The sequence below is a fragment of the Paenibacillus camerounensis genome, assembly GCF_000723885.1.
In the GTDB taxonomy this organism is placed as follows: domain Bacteria; phylum Bacillota; class Bacilli; order Paenibacillales; family Paenibacillaceae; genus Paenibacillus_AQ; species Paenibacillus_AQ camerounensis.
Window position 1 is genome coordinate 111,689 of record NZ_CCDG010000008.1, and the last position, 19,361, is coordinate 131,049.

At 54.2% G+C, this 19,361-nt stretch carries 17 protein-coding genes and 1 tRNA gene; 11 read left to right on the forward strand and 7 right to left on the reverse strand.

Annotated features, from left to right (window positions below; genetic code table 11):
- Positions 1-21 precede the first annotated feature (21 nt).
- A complete protein-coding gene (locus BN3772_RS03610; protein ID WP_042196744.1) occupies positions 22-1,296 on the reverse strand; it encodes a histidine--tRNA ligase in 1,275 nt (424 codons plus the stop codon).
- Positions 1,297-1,606: 310 nt separating this feature from the next.
- Between BN3772_RS03610 and BN3772_RS03615 the strand changes: the two genes are divergently transcribed.
- The 3 genes from BN3772_RS03615 to BN3772_RS03625 all read left to right on the forward strand — a co-directional run bounded on the left by BN3772_RS03615 (position 1,607) and on the right by BN3772_RS03625 (position 5,255).
- Complete coding sequence (locus BN3772_RS03615) at positions 1,607-2,269, forward strand: HD domain-containing protein (RefSeq protein ID WP_042196747.1); 663 nt, start codon at positions 1,607-1,609, stop codon at positions 2,267-2,269.
- Positions 2,270-2,306: 37 nt separating this feature from the next.
- The gene (locus tag BN3772_RS03620) at positions 2,307-3,752 is read left to right on the forward strand and encodes a DEAD/DEAH box helicase (protein ID WP_042196751.1); all 1,446 of its coding nucleotides are present in this window, start codon (positions 2,307-2,309) and stop codon (positions 3,750-3,752) included.
- Between the two features lie 249 nt (positions 3,753-4,001).
- Positions 4,002-5,255, forward strand: coding sequence for a M20 family metallopeptidase (locus tag BN3772_RS03625; RefSeq protein WP_042196825.1), 1,254 nt, complete (start codon positions 4,002-4,004; stop codon positions 5,253-5,255).
- A 160-nt stretch (positions 5,256-5,415) separates the two neighbouring features.
- On the opposite strand, the gene BN3772_RS03630 is transcribed toward BN3772_RS03625, so the two are convergent.
- Complete coding sequence (locus tag BN3772_RS03630; protein WP_042196754.1) at positions 5,416-7,131, reverse strand: ABC transporter ATP-binding protein; 1,716 nt, start codon at positions 7,129-7,131, stop codon at positions 5,416-5,418.
- 208 nt (positions 7,132-7,339) lie between these two features.
- On the opposite strand from BN3772_RS03630, the gene BN3772_RS30995 reads away from it, so the two are divergent.
- Positions 7,340-7,441, forward strand: a complete 102-nt coding sequence (locus BN3772_RS30995; protein ID WP_197071799.1) for a dihydroorotate dehydrogenase — start codon at positions 7,340-7,342, stop codon at positions 7,439-7,441.
- A gap of 204 nt (positions 7,442-7,645) precedes the next feature.
- Complete coding sequence (locus BN3772_RS03635; protein ID WP_042196755.1) at positions 7,646-8,872, forward strand: CynX/NimT family MFS transporter; 1,227 nt, start codon at positions 7,646-7,648, stop codon at positions 8,870-8,872.
- Between the two features lie 134 nt (positions 8,873-9,006).
- Here the strand turns inward: BN3772_RS03635 and BN3772_RS03640 are convergent, their stop codons facing one another.
- The gene (locus BN3772_RS03640) at positions 9,007-9,612 is read right to left on the reverse strand and encodes a LysE family translocator (RefSeq protein WP_086074379.1); all 606 of its coding nucleotides are present in this window, start codon (positions 9,610-9,612) and stop codon (positions 9,007-9,009) included.
- Positions 9,609-10,076, reverse strand: a complete 468-nt coding sequence (locus tag BN3772_RS03645; protein ID WP_042196757.1) for an Lrp/AsnC family transcriptional regulator — start codon at positions 10,074-10,076, stop codon at positions 9,609-9,611. Before BN3772_RS03645 ends, BN3772_RS03640 begins: the two co-directional genes overlap by 4 nt.
- Positions 10,077-10,278: 202 nt before the next feature.
- On the opposite strand from BN3772_RS03645, the gene BN3772_RS03650 reads away from it, so the two are divergent.
- The 4 genes from BN3772_RS03650 to BN3772_RS03665 all read left to right on the forward strand — a co-directional run bounded on the left by BN3772_RS03650 (position 10,279) and on the right by BN3772_RS03665 (position 14,734).
- Positions 10,279-10,362: transfer RNA gene (locus tag BN3772_RS03650), tRNA-Leu, on the forward strand.
- A 204-nt stretch (positions 10,363-10,566) separates the two neighbouring features.
- Positions 10,567-14,034 carry a PAS domain-containing hybrid sensor histidine kinase/response regulator gene (locus tag BN3772_RS03655; RefSeq protein WP_052380369.1) on the forward strand — a complete coding sequence of 1,156 codons (3,468 nt, stop codon included), beginning with the start codon at positions 10,567-10,569 and terminating at the stop codon, positions 14,032-14,034.
- A 28-nt stretch (positions 14,035-14,062) separates the two neighbouring features.
- Entirely contained in the window at positions 14,063-14,251 is a 189-nt protein-coding gene (locus BN3772_RS03660) for a DUF6954 family protein (protein ID WP_042196761.1), read from the forward strand.
- An 87-nt stretch (positions 14,252-14,338) separates the two neighbouring features.
- Entirely contained in the window at positions 14,339-14,734 is a 396-nt protein-coding gene (locus BN3772_RS03665) for a NusG domain II-containing protein (protein WP_042196827.1), read from the forward strand.
- Here the strand turns inward: BN3772_RS03665 and BN3772_RS03670 are convergent.
- The 3 genes from BN3772_RS03670 to BN3772_RS03680 are packed head-to-tail and all read right to left on the reverse strand — an operon-like array spanning position 14,727 to position 17,692.
- Complete coding sequence (locus tag BN3772_RS03670) at positions 14,727-15,605, reverse strand: TIGR03943 family putative permease subunit (RefSeq protein ID WP_042196763.1); 879 nt, start codon at positions 15,603-15,605, stop codon at positions 14,727-14,729. The genes BN3772_RS03665 and BN3772_RS03670 overlap by 8 nt on opposite strands.
- Before the next feature lie 21 nt (positions 15,606-15,626).
- Positions 15,627-16,616, reverse strand: a complete 990-nt coding sequence (locus BN3772_RS03675) for a permease (RefSeq protein ID WP_042196765.1) — start codon at positions 16,614-16,616, stop codon at positions 15,627-15,629.
- A gap of 32 nt (positions 16,617-16,648) precedes the next feature.
- Positions 16,649-17,692 carry a CobW family GTP-binding protein gene (locus tag BN3772_RS03680; protein ID WP_042196767.1) on the reverse strand — a complete coding sequence of 348 codons (1,044 nt, stop codon included), beginning with the start codon at positions 17,690-17,692 and terminating at the stop codon, positions 16,649-16,651.
- Positions 17,693-17,914: 222 nt separating this feature from the next.
- Between BN3772_RS03680 and rpmG the strand changes: the two genes are divergently transcribed.
- Positions 17,915-18,064 (forward strand): 50S ribosomal protein L33, encoded by a 150-nt coding sequence (gene rpmG, locus BN3772_RS03685; protein WP_042175225.1) that lies wholly within the window; start codon positions 17,915-17,917, stop codon positions 18,062-18,064.
- Between the two features lie 56 nt (positions 18,065-18,120).
- A complete protein-coding gene (locus BN3772_RS03690) occupies positions 18,121-19,329 on the forward strand; it encodes a GTP-binding protein (RefSeq protein ID WP_042196770.1) in 1,209 nt (402 codons plus the stop codon).
- Positions 19,330-19,361: the final 32 nt, after the last annotated feature.

Here is a 19,361-nt window from a genome sequence, read left to right on the forward strand (position 1 = left end):
CGGCTTTTATACTGAACGGCCTTAACCGGAAATAATCTGTATTGCTTCGTCCGCTGTAACCAACTGCTCTGTCCCCGGCACCATATCCTTGATCCGGAGCTTTCCCTGTGCCGCTTCATCTTCGCCAATTAGCAGGCAGTACCGGATGCCCTTAGCAGAGGCGGCGGCCAGTGTTTTTTTGAGCTTGCGTGTGCCGGTATCGACATTGACCCGGATGCCTGCGTTCCGCAGCACGGCAGCAGCTGTAAGTGCCTGCGGCATAGTCTCACCGATCGGAATCAGCAGCACGCCGGAATCGGCCTCCGGCACCGGACGTTCTCCCAGCAGGGCCATAATCGACTCCATGCCGAAGGAGATGCCGACCGTCGGAATAGTAAGATCCTCCCGTCCGACGAGCCTGCCGATGATGTTATCATACCGTCCGCCGCTGCCGAGACTTGAGGTATAGCCCCCGGTTGCATCAAAAATTTCATATACCGTTCCGGTATAAAAGGACAGGCCGCGTGAGAGGAACGGGTCAAAGATGCAGATCGCGGACAATCCGGTGGCATCGATCAGCTGCTGCAGTGCCAGCACTTCAAGTGCACCCGGCTGTCCGGCCAGCTTGTAGCTGTCTGTAAGACTGCTGAAATCCGTATCGTCTGACTCCAGCAGCCTTTCAATCGAATCTGCTGCTGCTGCACTGATTCCCTTGTCCTGCAGCTCTGCCAGCACACCGGACGAGCCGATTTTGGCCAGCTTATCGAGCGTCAGCATTACAGACAGGCTGTCCTCTGCAGGAACACCGGCTGCTGAGAGTATTTCGCCCAGAAACCGGCGGTTATTCCATTTGAGCACGACAGGGATATCCAGCTGCCGGAATACATCTGCCGCCAGCTGCATCAGCTCGGCTTCGGCCTGCGGTCCGGCAATGCCGGCCACATCGGCATCGCATTGCAGGAACTCGCGCAGACGCCCTCTTTTAACCGGACCGTCGCGGAATACCTTGCCGATCTCATATCGTTTAAAGGGAAGTGCAATACCCGGATTCAATGCAAGCACCTTGGCGAATGGAATGGTCAGATCATAACGTAATCCCAGTGTCCTGCCGCCCTGATCGGTTAACTGGTACATTTCCCGGAGAATCTCATCGCCGCCGGCATACTTGGAGGTTAGCAGCTCCAGCTCATTCAGCAGCGTCGTTTCCATCGGCTCGTAATCATACAGCCCGAACAGCCCGCGCAGCACAGTCTGGACCTTTTGTCTTACCGCCTGTTCAGCCCCGTAATAATCATAAGTTCCTTTAATGTTCTGCATATTCAACAGCTCCTTAGGTTTGGAATATAAAAAAACGCGCCGGACCCCGTGGTCCTGCGCGTTCCTATTCCGCAGGGAGGTCAAACGCGAATAGCGTTAGCCCTCCCTGAATGCCTTCAGGTGTGCTAACGCCGCTTGTGATGATGAAGCTGATTCTGTATGATGGTAATGCTGTTTATAAGGTTCACCGAAATCAGCTCCCTGCACATTTTGATTAATGCACATTATAGCGGATGGATTGGAGCTGTGCAAGCGGCAAAATAAACAGGGGCCGGATAATGGATGACTAACGTGAAAAGAGGCATTTATTATGAATCATGAACAATTGATAGCGGAAGCAGAAGGCTACGCCAAGGAGCAGCTGGGCCGGGATACTACCGGACATGACTGGTTCCATACAGACCGTGTACGGAATACGGCGGGTCTGATTGCCGGAATGGAAGGCGCGGATGTCCTCATTTGCACCATTGCCGCACTGCTGCATGATGTGGCCGACGAGAAGCTCAATACTTCCAAGGAAGCAGGCTTAAGCAAGGTTCAGCAATGGCTCGATGAACATATGGAGGATGCGGGACAGATCAGGCATATCATGCTCATTATTGAGACTATGTCCTTCAGCGGCGGCGGAGGTGCTCCGATGTCTACTCTGGAAGGCCAATGTGTACAGGATGCGGACCGGCTGGACGCCCTGGGGGCAATCGGAATCGCGCGGACGATGGTTTTCTCGGGAGCCAAGGGCCGTCCGGTTTACGATCCACAGGAGGCGCCGCGTGATGAATCGCTGCAGAAGGAATACCGCGATTATTCCAAAGGGACGGCGGTTAACCATTTTTATGAGAAGCTGCTGAAGCTGAAGGACCTGATGAATACTGCCTACGGGCGTAAGCTGGCTGATGAGCGGCATGCCTTTATGCTGCTGTATCTGGAACAATTTTATAAAGAATGGAATCAAGGCAGCCGGAAGCTGTTATAATGGGACAATGCTTAACACGGAAGGAACAAACAACTACATGAGTGAGTTACAATTTAGAGATTATGAGTTACATGAAGAGATTATTAAGGCGCTGGACGTGCTGGGCTACACCCATCCAACTGAAGTGCAGAGCAAGGTTATTCCTGTTGCCCTGAAGGGGCAGGATCTGATTGTCAAATCACAGACCGGCAGCGGCAAAACCGCATCATTCGGTATACCCGTCTGCGAGCTGGTGGACTGGGCCGAGAACAAGCCGCAGGTGCTGGTGCTGACGCCGACACGGGAGCTCGCCGCTCAGGTAAAAGAGGATATTACCAACATCGGCCGTTTCAAACGGATCAAGGCGGTAGCTTTGTTCGGCAAGCAGCCCTTTGCCCCGCAGAAGATTGAATTGTCCCAAAAAACACATGTCGTCGTTGGTACGCCGGGACGCGTGTTCGACCATATCGAGCGCGGCACTCTGCCGCTGAACAAGATCAGAACGCTCGTCATTGACGAAGCGGATGAGATGCTCAGCATGGGCTTTATCGAGCAGATTGAGAAGATTATTAAGCAGCTGCCTAAGGAACGGGTAACGATGCTGTTCTCGGCCACTTTGCCGGAAGCCATCAAGAACCTGTGCCGCAAATATATGACGTTGCCTGCGGATATTGAGATTGAAGCCAGCGGGATTACGACGGCGACGATTGAGCATGCGCTGATTGAGGTTAGACAGGCTGCCAAGTTCGGGCTGCTGCTGGACCTGCTGACGGTGGAGAACCCGGACAGCTGTATTATTTTTTGCCGGACACAGGAGCAGGTAAACGACCTGTTCCGCGGGATGGCTGACCAGGAATTTCCTGCTGACAAGCTGCACGGCGGGATGATGCAGGATGAGCGGTTTGAAGTGATGAATGCGTTCAAGCGGGGCCAGTTCCGCTATCTGATTGCTACGGACGTGGCTGCCCGCGGCATTGACATCGAGAACATTACCCATGTCATCAACTACGATATTCCGATGGAAAAAGAGAGCTACGTGCACCGCACCGGCCGGACCGCCCGCGCAGGCAAAAGCGGCAAAGCAATTACGTTTGTCACGCCCAACGAGCATAAGTGGGTAAAGGACATCGAGGGCTATATCGGGTTTGAACTCCCGCACATGAAGGCTCCTTCGGAGGATGCTGTGGCCTATGCTAAACCGGCTTTTGAACAGAAGCTTGGCAAGCAGCAGGTCCGCAAGGCAGGCAAGACCGAAGTGATGAACCGGAATATCATGAAGCTCTATTTCAACGGCGGCAAGAAAAAGAAGCTGCGCGCGGTCGACTTTGTCGGTACAATTGTCAGGCTTGAGGGAATGACCGCCGAGGACATCGGAATCATTACCATTCAGGACAACGTAACCTATGTGGATATTCTGAACGGTAAAGGCGCAATGGTGCTGCAGGCCATGAAGGATACAACCATTAAGGGCAAGCTGCTTAAGGTGCATATCGCGAAAAAATAATAACGGATAACGAGTAACGGGGGACGGTTATAACGGCAGCTGCGGTAAGTCGTAGTTACGCTGATGATCAGTGCCCCCTCAGGAGTCCGGCTTCACGGTGGAAGATTTGCTTTCACCGTGAAGCCGGGCTTTTTGCTGATGAAGCAGGCCGGATGCACAGAACGTGATATTTTAGGCTGCAAACCGCTGCAGATTAGCGTAGATTTCAACATAACTATCGTAAGTATGCTGCCAAAAAGGATGTGGAAGATGATAGACGTGAGAAGCCGGGAATTCGCCGTTCCCTTTCTGCAGAGCCTGATTCAGGTAGATACCTGTAATCCGCCGGGGAATGAACACCGCTTGTCCCTCCTGCTGTATGATTTTTTGCAGACGGCCGGGCATGACAGCACGGTACGGGGAATCGGGGAGGGACGAAGTAATCTGGAGGCTGTATTTGCCGGTACAGGCAAGGGCAGGAAGCTGATGTTCTGCGGGCATCTGGATACGGTCAGCCCCTGGACTGCCGAAGCGGGGATATACCCGCCGCACGGTGCCGTAATTGAAGGCGGCCGGATGTACGGACGGGGAACCTCCGATATGAAAGCCGGGCTGGCAGCCATGCTGCTCGCCGCCGTGTCGCTGCAGCAGGAGGGCATCCGCCTGGGCGGTGACCTGATCTTTCTGGCGACAGCCGGTGAGGAGGTCGACAGCTGCGGGGCCCGGCAGTACGCACAGGAGCATAACCTGGAGGAACTGGACGGCCTGGTCATTGCCGAGCCGACAGGCAGCCGAATCGCAATCGGCCATAAGGGGGCCTTATGGCTGCGGATTACGTTATTTGGACGCAGCGCCCACGGCTCCATGCCGCAGCTTGGCCTGAATGCGGTGGAAGGGATGATGGAAGTCATCGCACTGCTTCACCGCCACGCACTGGAGTGGCAGGCCCATGATCCCGTGCTGGGAACCAGCAGCCTGTCCGTCAATACAATCTCCGGCGGTGTACAGACAAATGTCATAGCTGACCGCTGTACCATTGACGTGGATATCCGTACCGTTCCGCCGCAGCGGCACGCGGAGCTGCGGGCTGAAATAACGGCCAGGCTCGATGGCATGAAGCAGCTGAATGCCGGCTTCCGCTATGAGGTGCAGGAGCTGCTGGACCGCAGCGGGGTTTATACACAGCCGGATGAGGAGCTGATCCGTACTGCACTTGAGCTTGCCGCAAGGGCAGGAGGCTTGGCTGAACAAGAAGTGACACGAACAGCCGGTGATTACAGTGGAGCTGCTGGTGAGAAGGGGGCAGATGGTGAGTCCAGTGCCCCGGCTGTGCAGGGAGTATCCTATTACACGGATGCTTCCGTGCTCCATAATCACGGCAAGCTGCCCGTGCTGATCTACGGTCCCGGAGATCCCAAGCTCGCCCACCAGCCGGATGAATGGATTGATATAGAAGCGTATCTTGATTCGATCAGCTTTTACCGTGAGCTGGCCGTCCGCTTTCTTGGATTAGCTCCAGACTAGCCGCTGTAACAGAATCGTCTTCGTAGTCTCAGATTTGTGGCTCACAGCCAAGTCTCCACAGGATATTTCCTTCTATAACAAAACAACCTTCCGCCAGACGGCCAGCAGGCCGGGGAGCGGAAGGTTGTTTCTGCTTGCTTATTGTGTTGTACGGTATACGTTACGCGTTATACTGTGCCTGATACAGGCGGCTGTAAGTGCCGCCGGCATTCAGCAGCTCCTCGTGACGGCCTTCCTCGGAGATGCCGTCTTCGTTCACGACCATAATCCGGTCGGCATTCTTAATAGTGGTCAGACGGTGTGCGATAACCAGTGTTGTCCGGCCCACAGACAGCTCGGCCAGGGACTGCTGAATGGCTGCCTCTGTCTCGGTGTCGAGTGCGGAGGTCGCTTCGTCCAGAATCAGGATCGGCGGGTTCTTCAGGAACATCCGGGCGATGGCCAGGCGCTGCTTTTGCCCGCCTGACAGCTTCACGCCCCGTTCGCCGATGATGGTGTCCATGCCGTCCGGCAGGGAGTTGATCAGCTCCTCAAGATGGGCGCGGCGGGCAGCTGTCCAGATCTCCTCCAGCGGAGCACCGAGCTTGCCGTAGGCGATGTTCTCGCGGATCGTACCGGAGAACAGGAAGACGTCCTGCTGCACAATTCCGATCTGCTTGCGCAGGGAATGCAGCTTCATATCACGGATATCGGTGCCGTCAACGGAGATGGCACCGCCGGTAACATCGTAGAACCGGGGCAGCAGGCTGCAGATGGTTGTTTTACCGGCACCGGAAGGACCGACAAAGGCGATTGTCTCTCCGGCCTTAACCTTCAGGCTGATCTGATTCAGCACAGGGCGGTCTGCTTCATAGCCGAAGCTCACGTTCTCGAATACAATATCACCGCGCAGGGAGCCGGCGTCAACGGCATCAGGCTTGTCAGCAATGTCCGGCTCCGTATCAATAATTTCCAGATAGCGCTTGAACCCGGCGATACCCTTCGGATAGCTCTCAATAACGGCGTTAATTTTTTCAATCGGCCGGAAGAAGATGTTCGACAGCAGAATGAAGGCGACGAATTCGCCGATCTCAAGCTCACCTTGGATAAAGAACCAGGCGCCGCAGATCATAACGACAATTGTAATCAGCCGGGTCATCATATAGCTGACCGAGGAGCTTTTGGCCATCAGCTTGTACGCCATTAGCTTGGTCTGACGGAAATTCTGGTTATCTTCAGCGAACAGCACCTTCTCATGCTCTTCATTGGCAAAGGACTGTACTACGCGGATACCGCCGACATTGTCCTCAATCCGGGCGTTGAAATTACCCACGTTGCCGAACAGATTGTGGTAAGTAGCGGTCATGTTCCGCCCGAAGTGAATAATGACCCAGGCCATAATCGGCACAATGATAAAGGTTATAACAGCGAGCTGCAGGTTGAGGTCTGCCATCAGGATAAAAGCACCGATCAGCGTCATGATCGCAATAAAGACATCCTCAGGACCGTGGTGCGCGACCTCGCCGATATCATTAAGGTCATTGGTGATCCGTCCGATCAGGTGGCCGGTTTTATTATTATCGAAGAAGCGGAACGACAGCTTCTGAATGTGGTCGAACATTTTTTTGCGCATATTGGTTTCGATGTTGATCCCCAGCATATGCCCCCAGTAAGTAACCACATAGTTCATGACCGTGGTCAGCGCATAAATAGCCAGCAGGGCAATACAGGCAATTAGAATCAGCGGCCAGTCCTTGCCGGGCAGCAGCTCATCAATAAATTTATTCACAGCTACCGGAAAAGCAAGCTCCAGCAGCCCCGCGCCTACCGCACAGGTGAAGTCGAGAATAAACAGCCCTTTATAAGGCCGGTAGTAGGAGAAAAAACGACGCAGCATCTCTTGTTCACTCATTTCTGTAGGAATATGTATTGTTAGTTGAGAGTCATTCTCAACAACCTTATTCTTAGGATACTAAAGAGGGTTGCCCGATTTGTCAACCATTGTCATGCGCATAGAGAGGCATTTATTTATGCCGCTATACCCAGTCCGTGCCGGATGTTTCCTCATATTTTATGACTATTCAAAGGACAAAGGAGGAGATATCATGAGCGAAAATATCGGCGGATACAGCCCGTTCACTTCAACCGGCGCTATTCTGGTATTGTTCATCCTGCTTGTTATCATTTCTAAATCCCTTTGGGTATAATGATGGGCTAGGGTCAGCTGAACCCGCCGTTCCTCCGGGACGGCGGGTTTGCTGTGCTACATAAACGTGAGGCAGTCCGGTAAAAACATAAGCAATTCCGGCGGGCAGAGGTTATAATGTTACAATGTGTGTTAGATCATCCGGCTACATAGGCTGACAAGCTCCGGCTTTTCGGCTGCCGGCAATGCAACAAGGAGGAACATCATGTCTGTAAGTACGCAAGACCGGGCATCCGCGAAACCGGGGATGTCCGCTGCTAAGGCCGGCACCGGCGGACTGCTGCTCGTGCTGGGTATAATCTTTGTGGCCGCAGCCCTTCGGGCACCGTTTACATCAGTCGGACCGCTGCTGAAGCTGATCCGCGACGATCTTGGGCTGTCCAATACGCAGGCGGGGTTTATCACAACACTGCCGCTGCTTGCTTTTGCCCTCTTGTCACCTTTTGCGCCGCAGCTGGCCCGCCGCTTCGGGCTGGCCAGGGTGCTGCTGCTCGCGATGCTGTCATTGTCAGCAGGCATACTCATACGTTCTGCAGCCGGCGCAGCTACCTTTTTCGCCGGGACAGCCGTTATCGGGCTTGCTATTGCCGTCTGTAACGTACTGCTTCCCGGGCTGATCAAGGGGAGATTTCCGGCCCGCATTGGGCTGATGACCGGCATATATACAGTCTCAATGAACCTGTGTGCGGCTGCAGCCTCGGGCTTCAGCGTACCGCTTGCGGGAGAAGCGGGCTTCGGGTGGCGCGGAACGCTGCTGATGTGGTTTATCATTGCTGCAGCGGCTGTTGTTTTGTGGATACCCCAGTTAAAAGGCTCCGTGCAAGGTAACGGAAGCCAGAGCGGAAAATCCGGTGTGAACGTATGGAGGTCGCCGCTCGCCTGGCAGGTTACCCTGTTCATGGGGCTGCAATCTTTGCTCTACTATGTGCTGATCTCCTGGTTCTCGGTCATTTTAAGTGAAAGAGGCATGTCCTTAAGCCAAGCAGGCTGGATTCTGTCACTGATGCAGCTGGCCCAGCTTCCCTTCACCTTCTTTGTGCCGTTGTGGGCGGGGAGACTGAAGAACCAGCGCGGTCTTGTACTTATTACATCGATCCTGTTCTTTACCGGCATCCTCGGAATCTGGCTTGGCAGCACAGCCTGGATGGTGCTGTGGGCCATCTGCATCGGGATCGGCGGCGGCTTTGCCTTCGGTCTGGCGATGATGTTCTTCAGCCTGCGGACCAGAAGCGCGCAGGAGGCCAGCGAGCTGTCCGGAATGGCACAGTCTGTGGGCTATCTGCTGGCGGCGATGGGACCAGCCCTGTTCGGGCTGCTTCATGATGCCACAGACAGCTGGAGCCTGCCGCTGGCACTGCTTGCTGCGGCGGCGCTGCTGTTATTCGCTGCCGGCATGGGGGCGGGCAGAAATAAAGTTGTAGGCGGCCGGTAAGGACAGAACCGGCAGAGACAGTACCAAGGGCGCACCGGGATACGTATCCCCGTGCGCCCTTGGTTTATCTTTTTGCAGCGGCTACTCTGATTCTGCGGTAATCCATAATCCGAGTATGCCGTCAGCGAATGTATTCAGCCAGCCATAGAGAAAATACTATACACGCTGAACATGATTAGAAATACAGCGGAGATCCGGCTAAGGCGACGGCTGAAGGACTCGGGGAGCCTGCCCCTGATCCATACTATTATAAGATTCAGGAGCAGCCACCAGCCGAAGGAGCCGAGCGCAATGCCGGCCGGGAGGAGCAGCGAGCCTCCGGCTCCGCTGCCCAGGGCAGCTGTCAGGGCAATGAAGCTGACAACGGTGGCAGGGTTAGCCAGTGTTATCAAATACGAAGAAATGAAGCAGTAGAAGCGTCCGCTGCGCGCCCCTCCGGCAGAGGCCTCAACCCCTGCCGGCCGCCAGGCTCTGGCTCCAAGGTACAGAATGAACAAGGCGCCCAGCAGTTTCAGCGGCAGGGCAAATTCAGCAGTAAATTCACTTACGGCCCGGAACCCGGTTACTGCAATCAGGGCATAGCACATATCTGCCAGCGCGATTCCGGCACCGGTAGCCAGCCCTGCGGTCAAGCCCTGCTGCAAAGTCCGGTTCATGCAGAGCAGTGACATGGGGCTGACCGGTGCAGCGATCAGGAAGCCGAAGCCAAGGCCGCTAAGCAGTGCGGGCCAGTGCATCATGGCTCATTGCCGCTATGAGGCAGGGGAACATTCGGGGTTTCCTTGAGTGTGCCGAGTATAATGGTCGTACGGGTGCGGACGATACCCGGAAGGCTCTTCAGCTCCTCGCTGATAATCCGGTCCAGATCCCGTGTACCGCGGCAGCGGATTTTCAGAATGTAATCATCGTCACCGGCGGTATGATGGCATTCCTGAATTTCCGGCAGCTTCTGTACGAGGTCAAGAAAAGCCTGCCGGTGTGCGGGACGCTCAAGTGAGACTGCGACCAGCGCCCCGAGTCCATAGCCGGCGGATTCTGCATCAATCAGCGCGGTGTATCCTTTAATCACTCCCTGCTCCTCCAGCCGTCTCACCCGGTCGGCAGCAGCAGGAGAGGACAGGCTGAGCAGGCCGGCCAGCTCTGACCAGGTTATTCTGCCGTTATCCATAAGCGCTCTGACGATTTTGTTATCTAATGAATCCATCTTCATTTTCCTTTCTTTATTAAGTTATATGATAATATATATTTATATTATTAATAAAACAAGGGCATTTGATTGTTTTTGTGAAAATTAACTTTATTGTTTTTCTTCTGCCTGCCCAAAAAATTAATAAATCTCTTGCATTCTGTCCCGAAAGAGAGTATATTCTTAATTACGGTGATTGAGTCGCTGTGATACATAATATGCGGTCATGGCGGAATTGGCAGACGCGCTGGCTTCAGGTGCCAGTGATAGCAATATCGTGGAGGTTCGAGTCCTCTTGACCGCATCATACACAATGAACCCTTCTTAACGAAGGGTTTTTTGTTTGTCTTTGGCCTGCCCCTTATCCTCAATCACACCGGTGATTGGGGATTTTTAATATTCAGATGTCATCTTTTGTTCCGGAGCTTCATAACCCGGGCAAGTTAGCCGAAAAAAGGTATAATATAAGAGAGTTGAGACCCTTAATTTTACAGAGGAGGCAATGTCTTTGACGGATATCCTTTACAAAAATCTATTCCTGCGGTCTTCTTCCGGATTTGCGGTCGTTTCACTTAAGGACGGGCTCATTGAGCTGGCGAATCCTTCACTGTGCCGTATGTTTGGATATACAGAGAAGGAATTTCTGGGCCTCCGCTATCTGGAAATTTCGTGTGCTGAGGAGAGAGACCAAGAGGATCAGGATCGGATAATAAGACTCCTGCTGGAGAGTCCCGGTACGTCAGTGGACAGTGAAGAGCGGTTTATCCGCAAGAACGGGGAGATGTTCTGGGCCGCACTCCACCTGTCACTCGTTATGGACGAAACTGCAGGAATTCCAATATATATGATCGCTGAACTGCAGGACATTACTGAGCGCAAGGCAGCAGAACTAAGAATACACAAGGAACATGACCTCTATAATCTGATTACCAGTAATACACCGGATATGATCTCGCTGGCTGATCCCGAGGGGACAATTATCTATGTGTCACCTTCCGTGGAGAAGATGCTGGGATATCCGGCGCATGAAATGCTCGGCAAAAAAAGACCTGACTATTATCATCAGGAGGATGCCGATGAGATGCGGGAGCCGGGCAAGCTCTTTTCGGACAAGGATGTATTCACGAGAAGGGTCAGGCATAAGAACGGGAACTACCTGTGGATCGAAAGCTCCTTCCAGGTGATGCGGAATGCTGAAGGGGAAGTAATACAGGTGCTGACCGTAGCCCGGGACATTACAGAGCGTAAAAAGTATGAGGACATGCTGGCCCGTGCGCATCTGCTGGCTAAAATGGGCTCCTGGGAGTGGGACTATGCGGACGGCCAGCTTAAGGTTTCAAAAGAATTGCGCCATATATTTGGCCATACCTGGAATAACGGGCAGAACTCCGTTTTGGACCCCGGGCTGGTGTTTGACAGGATTCATCCGGATGACTTGCCGGACTTAATGAAAGAATTAACCAGATGTGCGGAATCGGGTGAAGGCGGAAACTGGATTTTTCGGGCAAATGTGCCCGGGCATGGCGAGAAATGTATCAGTGTCCATTGGGAAGCGGTACTTGGAGATCAGGGGGAGACCCGGCAACTCAGCGGAGTGGTTCAGGATGTGACTGCACACCATCACATGGAAGAACAGCTGCGGGAGAGTGAGCGGAATTACCGGCTGATTTCAGAGAACTCCCAGGATTTCATCACGCGCAACGCAGCAGACGGCGATGCCACTTATCTGTATGCTTCGCCGGTCTGCCAGCAGATGCTCGGCTACACGCCGGAGGAGTTGGCGGGGACCAAGGGGATGGAATACATCCATCCTGAAGATCTGCTGAAAGTGCGACAGTACCTGGCCGATATCATAGACGGACTGAGGCTGGAGCCGATGGAATTCCGCTTTTTGTGCAAGGACGGCTCTTATCTGTGGGTGGAGACGACGCTGCGCCATATTCGTTACGGCACCGGGGGGAATGCTGAGATCATCGGTGTAACCCGGGATGTCTCGGATCGTAAGCAGTACGAGCAGAAAATGATGGAAAGTGAAAACCGCTACAAATCGCTGTTTGAGTACAATCCGTCTGCCATTCTGGCGATGGCTCTTGACGGCCGTGTCAAATCGCTGAATACCAGCCTGCAGCAGCTTACCGGCTTTTCCCGTGACACTCTGCTGGACTCCGCTTACAGCGAGCTTATTGATCCCGAGGAGCTGGATTATGTTGCTGAGCGCTTTACACTGGCTGCCGGGGGGATCTCGCAGTCGTTCGAGAGCAGGCTGATCCGCAGGGAAGGGCATAGGGTTGAGGTAGGGATGATATATGTGCCGATCATGCAGGATTCCAGGGTCACTGGTGTATTTGCCATTATAAGTGATATTACAGAGCGTAAGAGGCATCTGGAGCAGATTGAGAAGCTTAGCTATGAGCATGCGCTGATCCTGAACTCGGTTACCGAGGGGATATTTGGCATCAGTCTGGAGGGGGAGACGGTATTCATTAATCCTGCCGCTTCTGCGATGCTTGGTTATGACTCCGGCCGGAGCGGTGGCAGCATTGAGCTGCATGCGATACAGCAGACCTGGCTGGACGGCGATCCCTATCCGGGAGGCGGAAAGACGCTGCCGGAATGGTTCTCCGAACACCTGACCTATGAAGAGAAGGAGGGCGTATTCTGGCGCCAGGACGGCTCCAGCTTCCTGGTCCGTTACCGAATGACTCCGCTGTTCGACAACGGGGAGCAGAAGGGTACTGTAATTGTATTCCGTGATATTACCGAGGAAAAGGCAATCGTGCGGGCGAAGGAGTCAGCCGAACAGGCGGACAGGGCTAAATCAGAGTTCCTGGCCATCATGAGCCATGAGCTGCGTACGCCGATGAACGGTATTATCGGAATGACCGATCTGCTGACGGGCACAGAGCTGAGCGAAGAGCAGGAATATTACACTCAGATTATCAATAAAAGCAGTGCCTCGCTGCTGCATATTCTGAACGAGGTGCTTGATTTCAGCAAAATAGAGGCGGGAATGATGACAGTTGAGCTGCAGTCGGTTGATCTCCGGCAGGTGATGGCCCATGTTGCCGATATCTTTTACCCGCGGGTGAAGGAAAAAGGGCTTGTTCTGCATACCGGGCTTGATCCTGACCTGCCGCCGCTGCTGGTGACCGACGAAGTGCGGCTGCGCCAGATTCTGATTAACCTGGTCGGGAATGCCGTTAAATTCACAGATGAGGGCTCGGTCAGCGTGTCCGCCAAGCTGGAAACATCCCTGGAAACCGGAGTAGTAATCCTCAAATTCACCGTAAAAGATACCGGCATCGGCATTGACCCGGCGAGCCAGGGAATGCTGTTCCAGTCTTTTTCCCAGCTCCATCCCTCCATAAACCGCAAGTATGGCGGGACCGGACTTGGACTTGCCATCAGTAAAAAGCTGGTCGAGCTGCTGGGGGGCGCAATCGGTGTAGACAGCCGGGAAGGCGAGGGAGCGGAGTTCTATTTCACCATTGAGGCCTTGATCCCGCGTCAGGATCTATCCCAGGAGCTTATTTCAGCGGGAGAAGGCGGCGAACAGGTAACGGTTCAGAACAGGCGGAGTGAGTACTCATTCGGTGAATTCGGCCCGCTCTCCATCCTGATTGCCGAGGATCATCCGGTGAACCTGCAGATTCTGCAGGCACACCTCAAGAAGCGCGGATATGCTGCGGATGCCGCCCTGAACGGGCTGCAGGCAGTGGAGGCTGTGCGGCTGCACCGTTATGATCTGGTCTTCATGGATGTCCAGATGCCGCTGATGGATGGAATAGAGGCTACTATGCGAATCAGAGAGGAGCATGGCTTGTATCCGGTAATTATTGCGGCTACGGCTTTTGCCCAGAAGGAAGACAAGGAGATGTGCCTGAGGGCGGGGATGCAGGATTTCATCTCCAAGCCGATCCTCACAGACGAACTGGACAGGGTGCTCAGGGAGTGGTCGGCACAGCTCCATAAGTAGGACAACTGAATCCGGGGAGGATTGTAGTATGAAGTGGCTCCTCTATACGCTGTTTGGCTTACTGTATGCACTGGTTACATTTTTTGGATTAGGGCCGGTGCTGTTTGCGGACGGAGAACCTGCAGAACGGGGTGTGACGCTTATTGCGGTGCTGCTCATCTATATTCTGCTTACACTGGTCCTGCGGCAGATACTAAAGCGTCTGTCCAAGCGTTGACAAATTTTTCGCTGCTGACTATATTTATATTATTCGTAATACTTACGTATAAATTACAGCAGCGAGAGGATAACAGCAGTGAACAAGATGAAACGCGGCGATTTTATAATTATTGTACTGGTTCTGCTGCTTGCCGGCGGAATCTACGGGGTTAAATGGCTGGATGTCCGGGGAGAGCATTATGAGCAGGGGGATCTGCAGGCGGTGATTACAATTAACGGCAAGCCGTACCAGACCGTCACTCTGACCAAAGAGGAGCAGACCCTTGATATTCAAACCAAATACGGCCATAACATTCTTAAGGTATACGATTACGGGATTCAGATGACCTATTCGGATGCCCCCCTCCCGATCGCGCTGGATATGGGGTTTATCTCCAGGCCGAAGCAGCAGATTATCTGTATTCCGGCCAGGCTGATGGTTGAGGTCGTAAATCCCGGGTCCTCCATTGACAACGACGATGAGCTGGATGCGGTTATTTAGCCCCGGCTTCTGCCGGAGCGCCGCTGATCTGCTCCCAGGCGGCTATTGAATCGGCATTGGAGTACACGTAAGGAGTATCGGGCTGGAGGATCGGAGTTACATGCTCCGGCGTAATTTGGACTACAGCTTTACCTTGATACTGCGCAACATGAAGCTTGCCCTGCACCTCAATCCAGGTGTCTGCGGGCAGGCTTATTTGCGTCTGCGGATCAAGCAGGATGCCGAAGGGTGTAGCGTCTGCCGTACAGCACTGCACCAGAAAGCGGCTGACTGCAAAGGAACCCCCGTCTGTGCCCTGGCCTTTGTACAGGAAGCCGGATACTTTGATCTGCTTGCCTTCAAACTGCTCCTTGTACAGGTCGATAGCTCCGAAGGTCTCGGAAAAAATCTCCGGATGCACAGTGATCACAGGCTGCTTATACAATCTGCCTGCAAGCCCGGCGAATTCCTCCTGATAGGGATTGGAAGCCGTAAACCGCTCTCCGCTGCCTTCTTCCGGTGCAATATAGGTTAAGGAGATCCCCTTTCTGGCAGCGGCAGCGCTGCCCAGTGCCCGGTCCGGCAGCACAAAGCCAAGCAGCAGCGGAAACAGGAACAGGCCGTATAAGGCGGTGCTCCTGAACAGGGAGCGGGGCAGCTGATGCTCGCAGTCACACAAGGCGCTGCTTTTTCCGAACAATGCCTGTATTCCGAGACTGGCCGCCATCAGCGCCAGCGGTACGGGGCAAAGCCTGATCCAGCGTGCCAGCTTGGGAGCTACATAATAGTGCAGCGCGTCCTGCTGGCTTAAATGGGCGATGTAGAGTGCAAAGCCGAGCAGAAGGACCGCCCTGAGCAGATAATGGACGCGTATGCTTCGCGGATCATTCATGGGGACCTCCTGTAAGGTGTACTAGAGCCAGAGTGAAGCCAGCACTGAACCGGTGAATACAGCTGCGAAGATGAGAAAAAACAGATACAAGGCGAATCTGGTTTTGAACAGTGAGAGCAGCATCAGCGAATTTTTGAAATCCAGCATCGGTCCAAGCACCATGAAGGCAAGCAGGGAACCGGCCGGAAACGTATGCAGGAACGTGGCGGCCACAAAGGCATCTGAAGTGGAGCACAGCGACAGCACGAAAGCGAGACCCATCATGAACAGGTAAGAGCCCAGCGGCATCCCGCCGATTGCTTCCAGACTGCCGTGATCCATGAAGGACTGAATGCCGGAGGTCAGCAGGCAGCCGATGATTAAATATTTGCCCATTTCAAAAAACTCATCCGAGGTATGCACCAGCACAGAGACAAATCTGCCCCCGCGGGTACTGAGCCGGTGCGGTTCTCCGGTTTCGCGTCTGATGGACAGCCGCAGCGGTGATTTCGTTACGGTGGCGTATATGATGAATCCGATAGCAGCAGCAACGGCAAAAGCCAGTCCCATCCGTGCGTAAGCCAGCCAGGGATGCGTGCGGAAGGCGGTCAGCGTGGCCCCGTACACAACAGGATTCAATATGGGCCCTGAGAGGATAAATACGACCGCGACATACAGCGGCATTCCTTTTTGCATCAGCCGGCGGACCAGCGGAATCATTCCGCATTCACAGACGGGAAAAAGAATGCCGAGCAGACAGCCGAACAGGATTGCCGGCACCGGACGCCGCGGAATCCAGCGCGAGATCCATTCGTCCGGCACGAATACACGCAATAGAGAGGAGAGCAGGGCGCCGAGCAGCACGAACGGCAGGGCCTCCAGCAGGATTCCGATAAAGGCGGTTTTGAAGCTGTGCAGATATGAGTTGTCCAGCAGCTCCGGATGGGCAGGCAGCCAGACTACGCCGAGGATGATCAGGAACACGGCGGGAATAAGCAGCGGCAGCAGTTTGAACGGTGAAAAGATAGTCAAGGCGTTGTCAGGCTCCTTCCCGTCTCATTGCTTCAGCCGAACAGCCTGGACCAGCGCTCCGTCAGACGCTGCTCTTCAAGGCCCAGGCCGATAAATACGATATAGGACTGGCCGGGATATCTGGATTCCTCCCAGCTGATGCGGCTTCCGGCGAACTGGACCAGCTGGACAGGCTGCAGCTCCTGTTCCCGGCCGGCCAGACGGACATGGCCTTTGGCTCTTAGCAGGCTGCTGCCGCATTCACGGAAGAAAGCTTCCAGCGTCTCTGCAGATATCCCTTGCGCGGCAGATTGCGGAAAGGTAAGTGTGACGGCAGATACCTGGGAATAGGAACCTGAGGTGCCCGCTTCCCGCTCCTGCAGGGCTGTTGCCCCGGAAGATTGTCCCGTCGGCATGCGCTTGAGCGGAGCACTGCTGACAGGAAGCGCCCGCCGCTGTGCGGCTGCAGCACGCGGCTGCTGGGGGGTAATTCCGTCCAGTACGGGACCAAGATTAATCTCGCTGTAATGGGTGAACACAATTTCCGATTCGGTGTTGTATTTACGGACTGTCTTTTCAATTCTCCACAGCCGCTCCGGATCGACAAGGTCTGATTTGTTAACAATCAGCAGATCGGCACCGGCCAACTGCTTGCGCAGGGTACGAACCAGCTGCTTGTCTGATGAGAAGCGGCTGTTATACTCCAGTACATTCTCTGCATCCAGCACGGTAACGGTATAGTGCAGATGTACTTTTTCGCTAAGCGGCAGCTCCTGCAGGGTCAGGGCGATCTCCTCGGGATCGGCAACGCCGGTCAGCTCGATATAGATAATATCCGGCCGCCTTGCGAGTACGGCGTTCATGCTGCGCGGCAGATCTTCTCTGCGGCTGCAGCAGACACAGCCGTCCAGCAGCTTTTCCACATTGGCCCCGGTCTGCTCCTGCAGAATATATCCGTCTACATCCCGTTTCCCCAGCTCATTCATCACAACTCCGGGGCTGAGTCCCCGCGCCTTGCTCTCCTTAAGCAGGGTGAGCAGGAGGGTTGTCTTCCCGCTCCCCAAAAAGCCGCTCAATATCATCACCGGTATCTTCATGGTCCAAACTCCCGCTTTTATTTATTATGAATCACTGCAAGAATCATAGTTTCATAATTCCATCTATACGTGCCGCCGCGGGCAGAAAGACCATCTTTTTGAGAGAGTGAGTGCGGTGCTGCTAGAAATTTTTTTAGCAACGGACGGTTGACATTTGATTGGAGAAGCCTGTATGATGTGTAAACCGTAATAATTACGAATAAGCAAAAGGAGCTGAATACTGTGAGAGTAGTCGTTACATTGGCCTGCACTGAAACAGGTGACCGCAACTATACCACTGTCAAGAATAAGAAAAATAATCCGGAGCGTCTGGAAATGAAGAAGTATTCCCCGCGTCTGAAGCGCGTTACCCTGCACCGTGAGACACGCTGATTGTTCGCCGGCCAGGCCGACGGCTGTTCAATAAACCTACACTAAGGAGCGGAACAATGAAAAAAATACCTGTTACAGTGCTGAGCGGATACCTTGGCTCCGGCAAGACAACCCTGCTCAACCATATCCTGCAGAACCGGGAAGGGCTTAAGGTGGCGGTAATCGTCAATGACATGAGTGAGGTTAATGTGGATGCGAATCTGGTTAAGTCAGGCAACACGCTGTCTCGTACAGAGGAGACACTGGTGGAAATGTCCAACGGCTGCATCTGCTGTACGCTGCGTGATGATCTCCTGCGTGAGGTAAGTAAGCTGGCTGCTGAAGGGCGGTTCGATTATATCCTGATCGAATCCTCAGGCATCAGCGAGCCGGTGCCTGTCGCTCAGACCTTTACTTACGCCAATCCGGAGCTGGATATTGATCTGACTGAGCTGGCCCGGCTGGATACGATGGTTACTGTGGTTGACGCTAACCGCTTCTGGCATGATTTTGCCTCGGGAGACAGCCTGCTCGACCGCAACATGACTGCAGGCGAAGGTGATTTCCGTGACATTGTCGATCTGCTGATCGACCAGATTGAGACCTGTGATGTGCTGCTGCTTAACAAATGCGATCTGGTCGAGGAGCAGGAGCTGAACAAGCTGGAGGCTGTGCTGCGCAGATTACAGCCATCCGCCAAGATTATCCGTACCGTCAAAGGTGTGGTTGATCCGAAGGAGATTCTGAACACGGGCCGGTTCGACTTTGAGAAGACAAGCATGTCCTCAGGCTGGATCGCCGAGCTGAATAAGGAGGACCATACACCTGAGACGGAAGAATACGGTATCGCCTCCTTTGTCTACCGCCGCAGAACACCGTTTCACCCGCAGCGGCTCAGCTTCTTCTTCAGCAACTGGCCGGAAGAGGTGGTGAGGGCTAAGGGTCTGGTATGGATTGCCGCGAAGGGCGATCTGGCGGCAAGCTTGAGCCAGGCCGGACCGTCGATCCAGTTCGGACCGGCCGGCTACTGGCTGGCGACACTGCCGGAGGCACAGCAGCGGGAGGTGCTGGCAACCGAGCCTGATGTACAGGCCAGATGGGATGAGCAGTGGGGCGACCGGATGAACGAGATCGTGTTCATCGGTATTGGTATGGACCGTGCCGCGCTGGAAGCCCGGCTCGACAGATGCCTCCTGACCCCGGAGGAGACGGAACAGGACTGGGAGCAGTTTAATAATCCGCTGCCCTGGGTAGCGGAGGAACTGCTGGCTGCCGGGCAGGAGTAGCCTTAGCCTGTCAGGCTCAAGGTGAGTGCCAG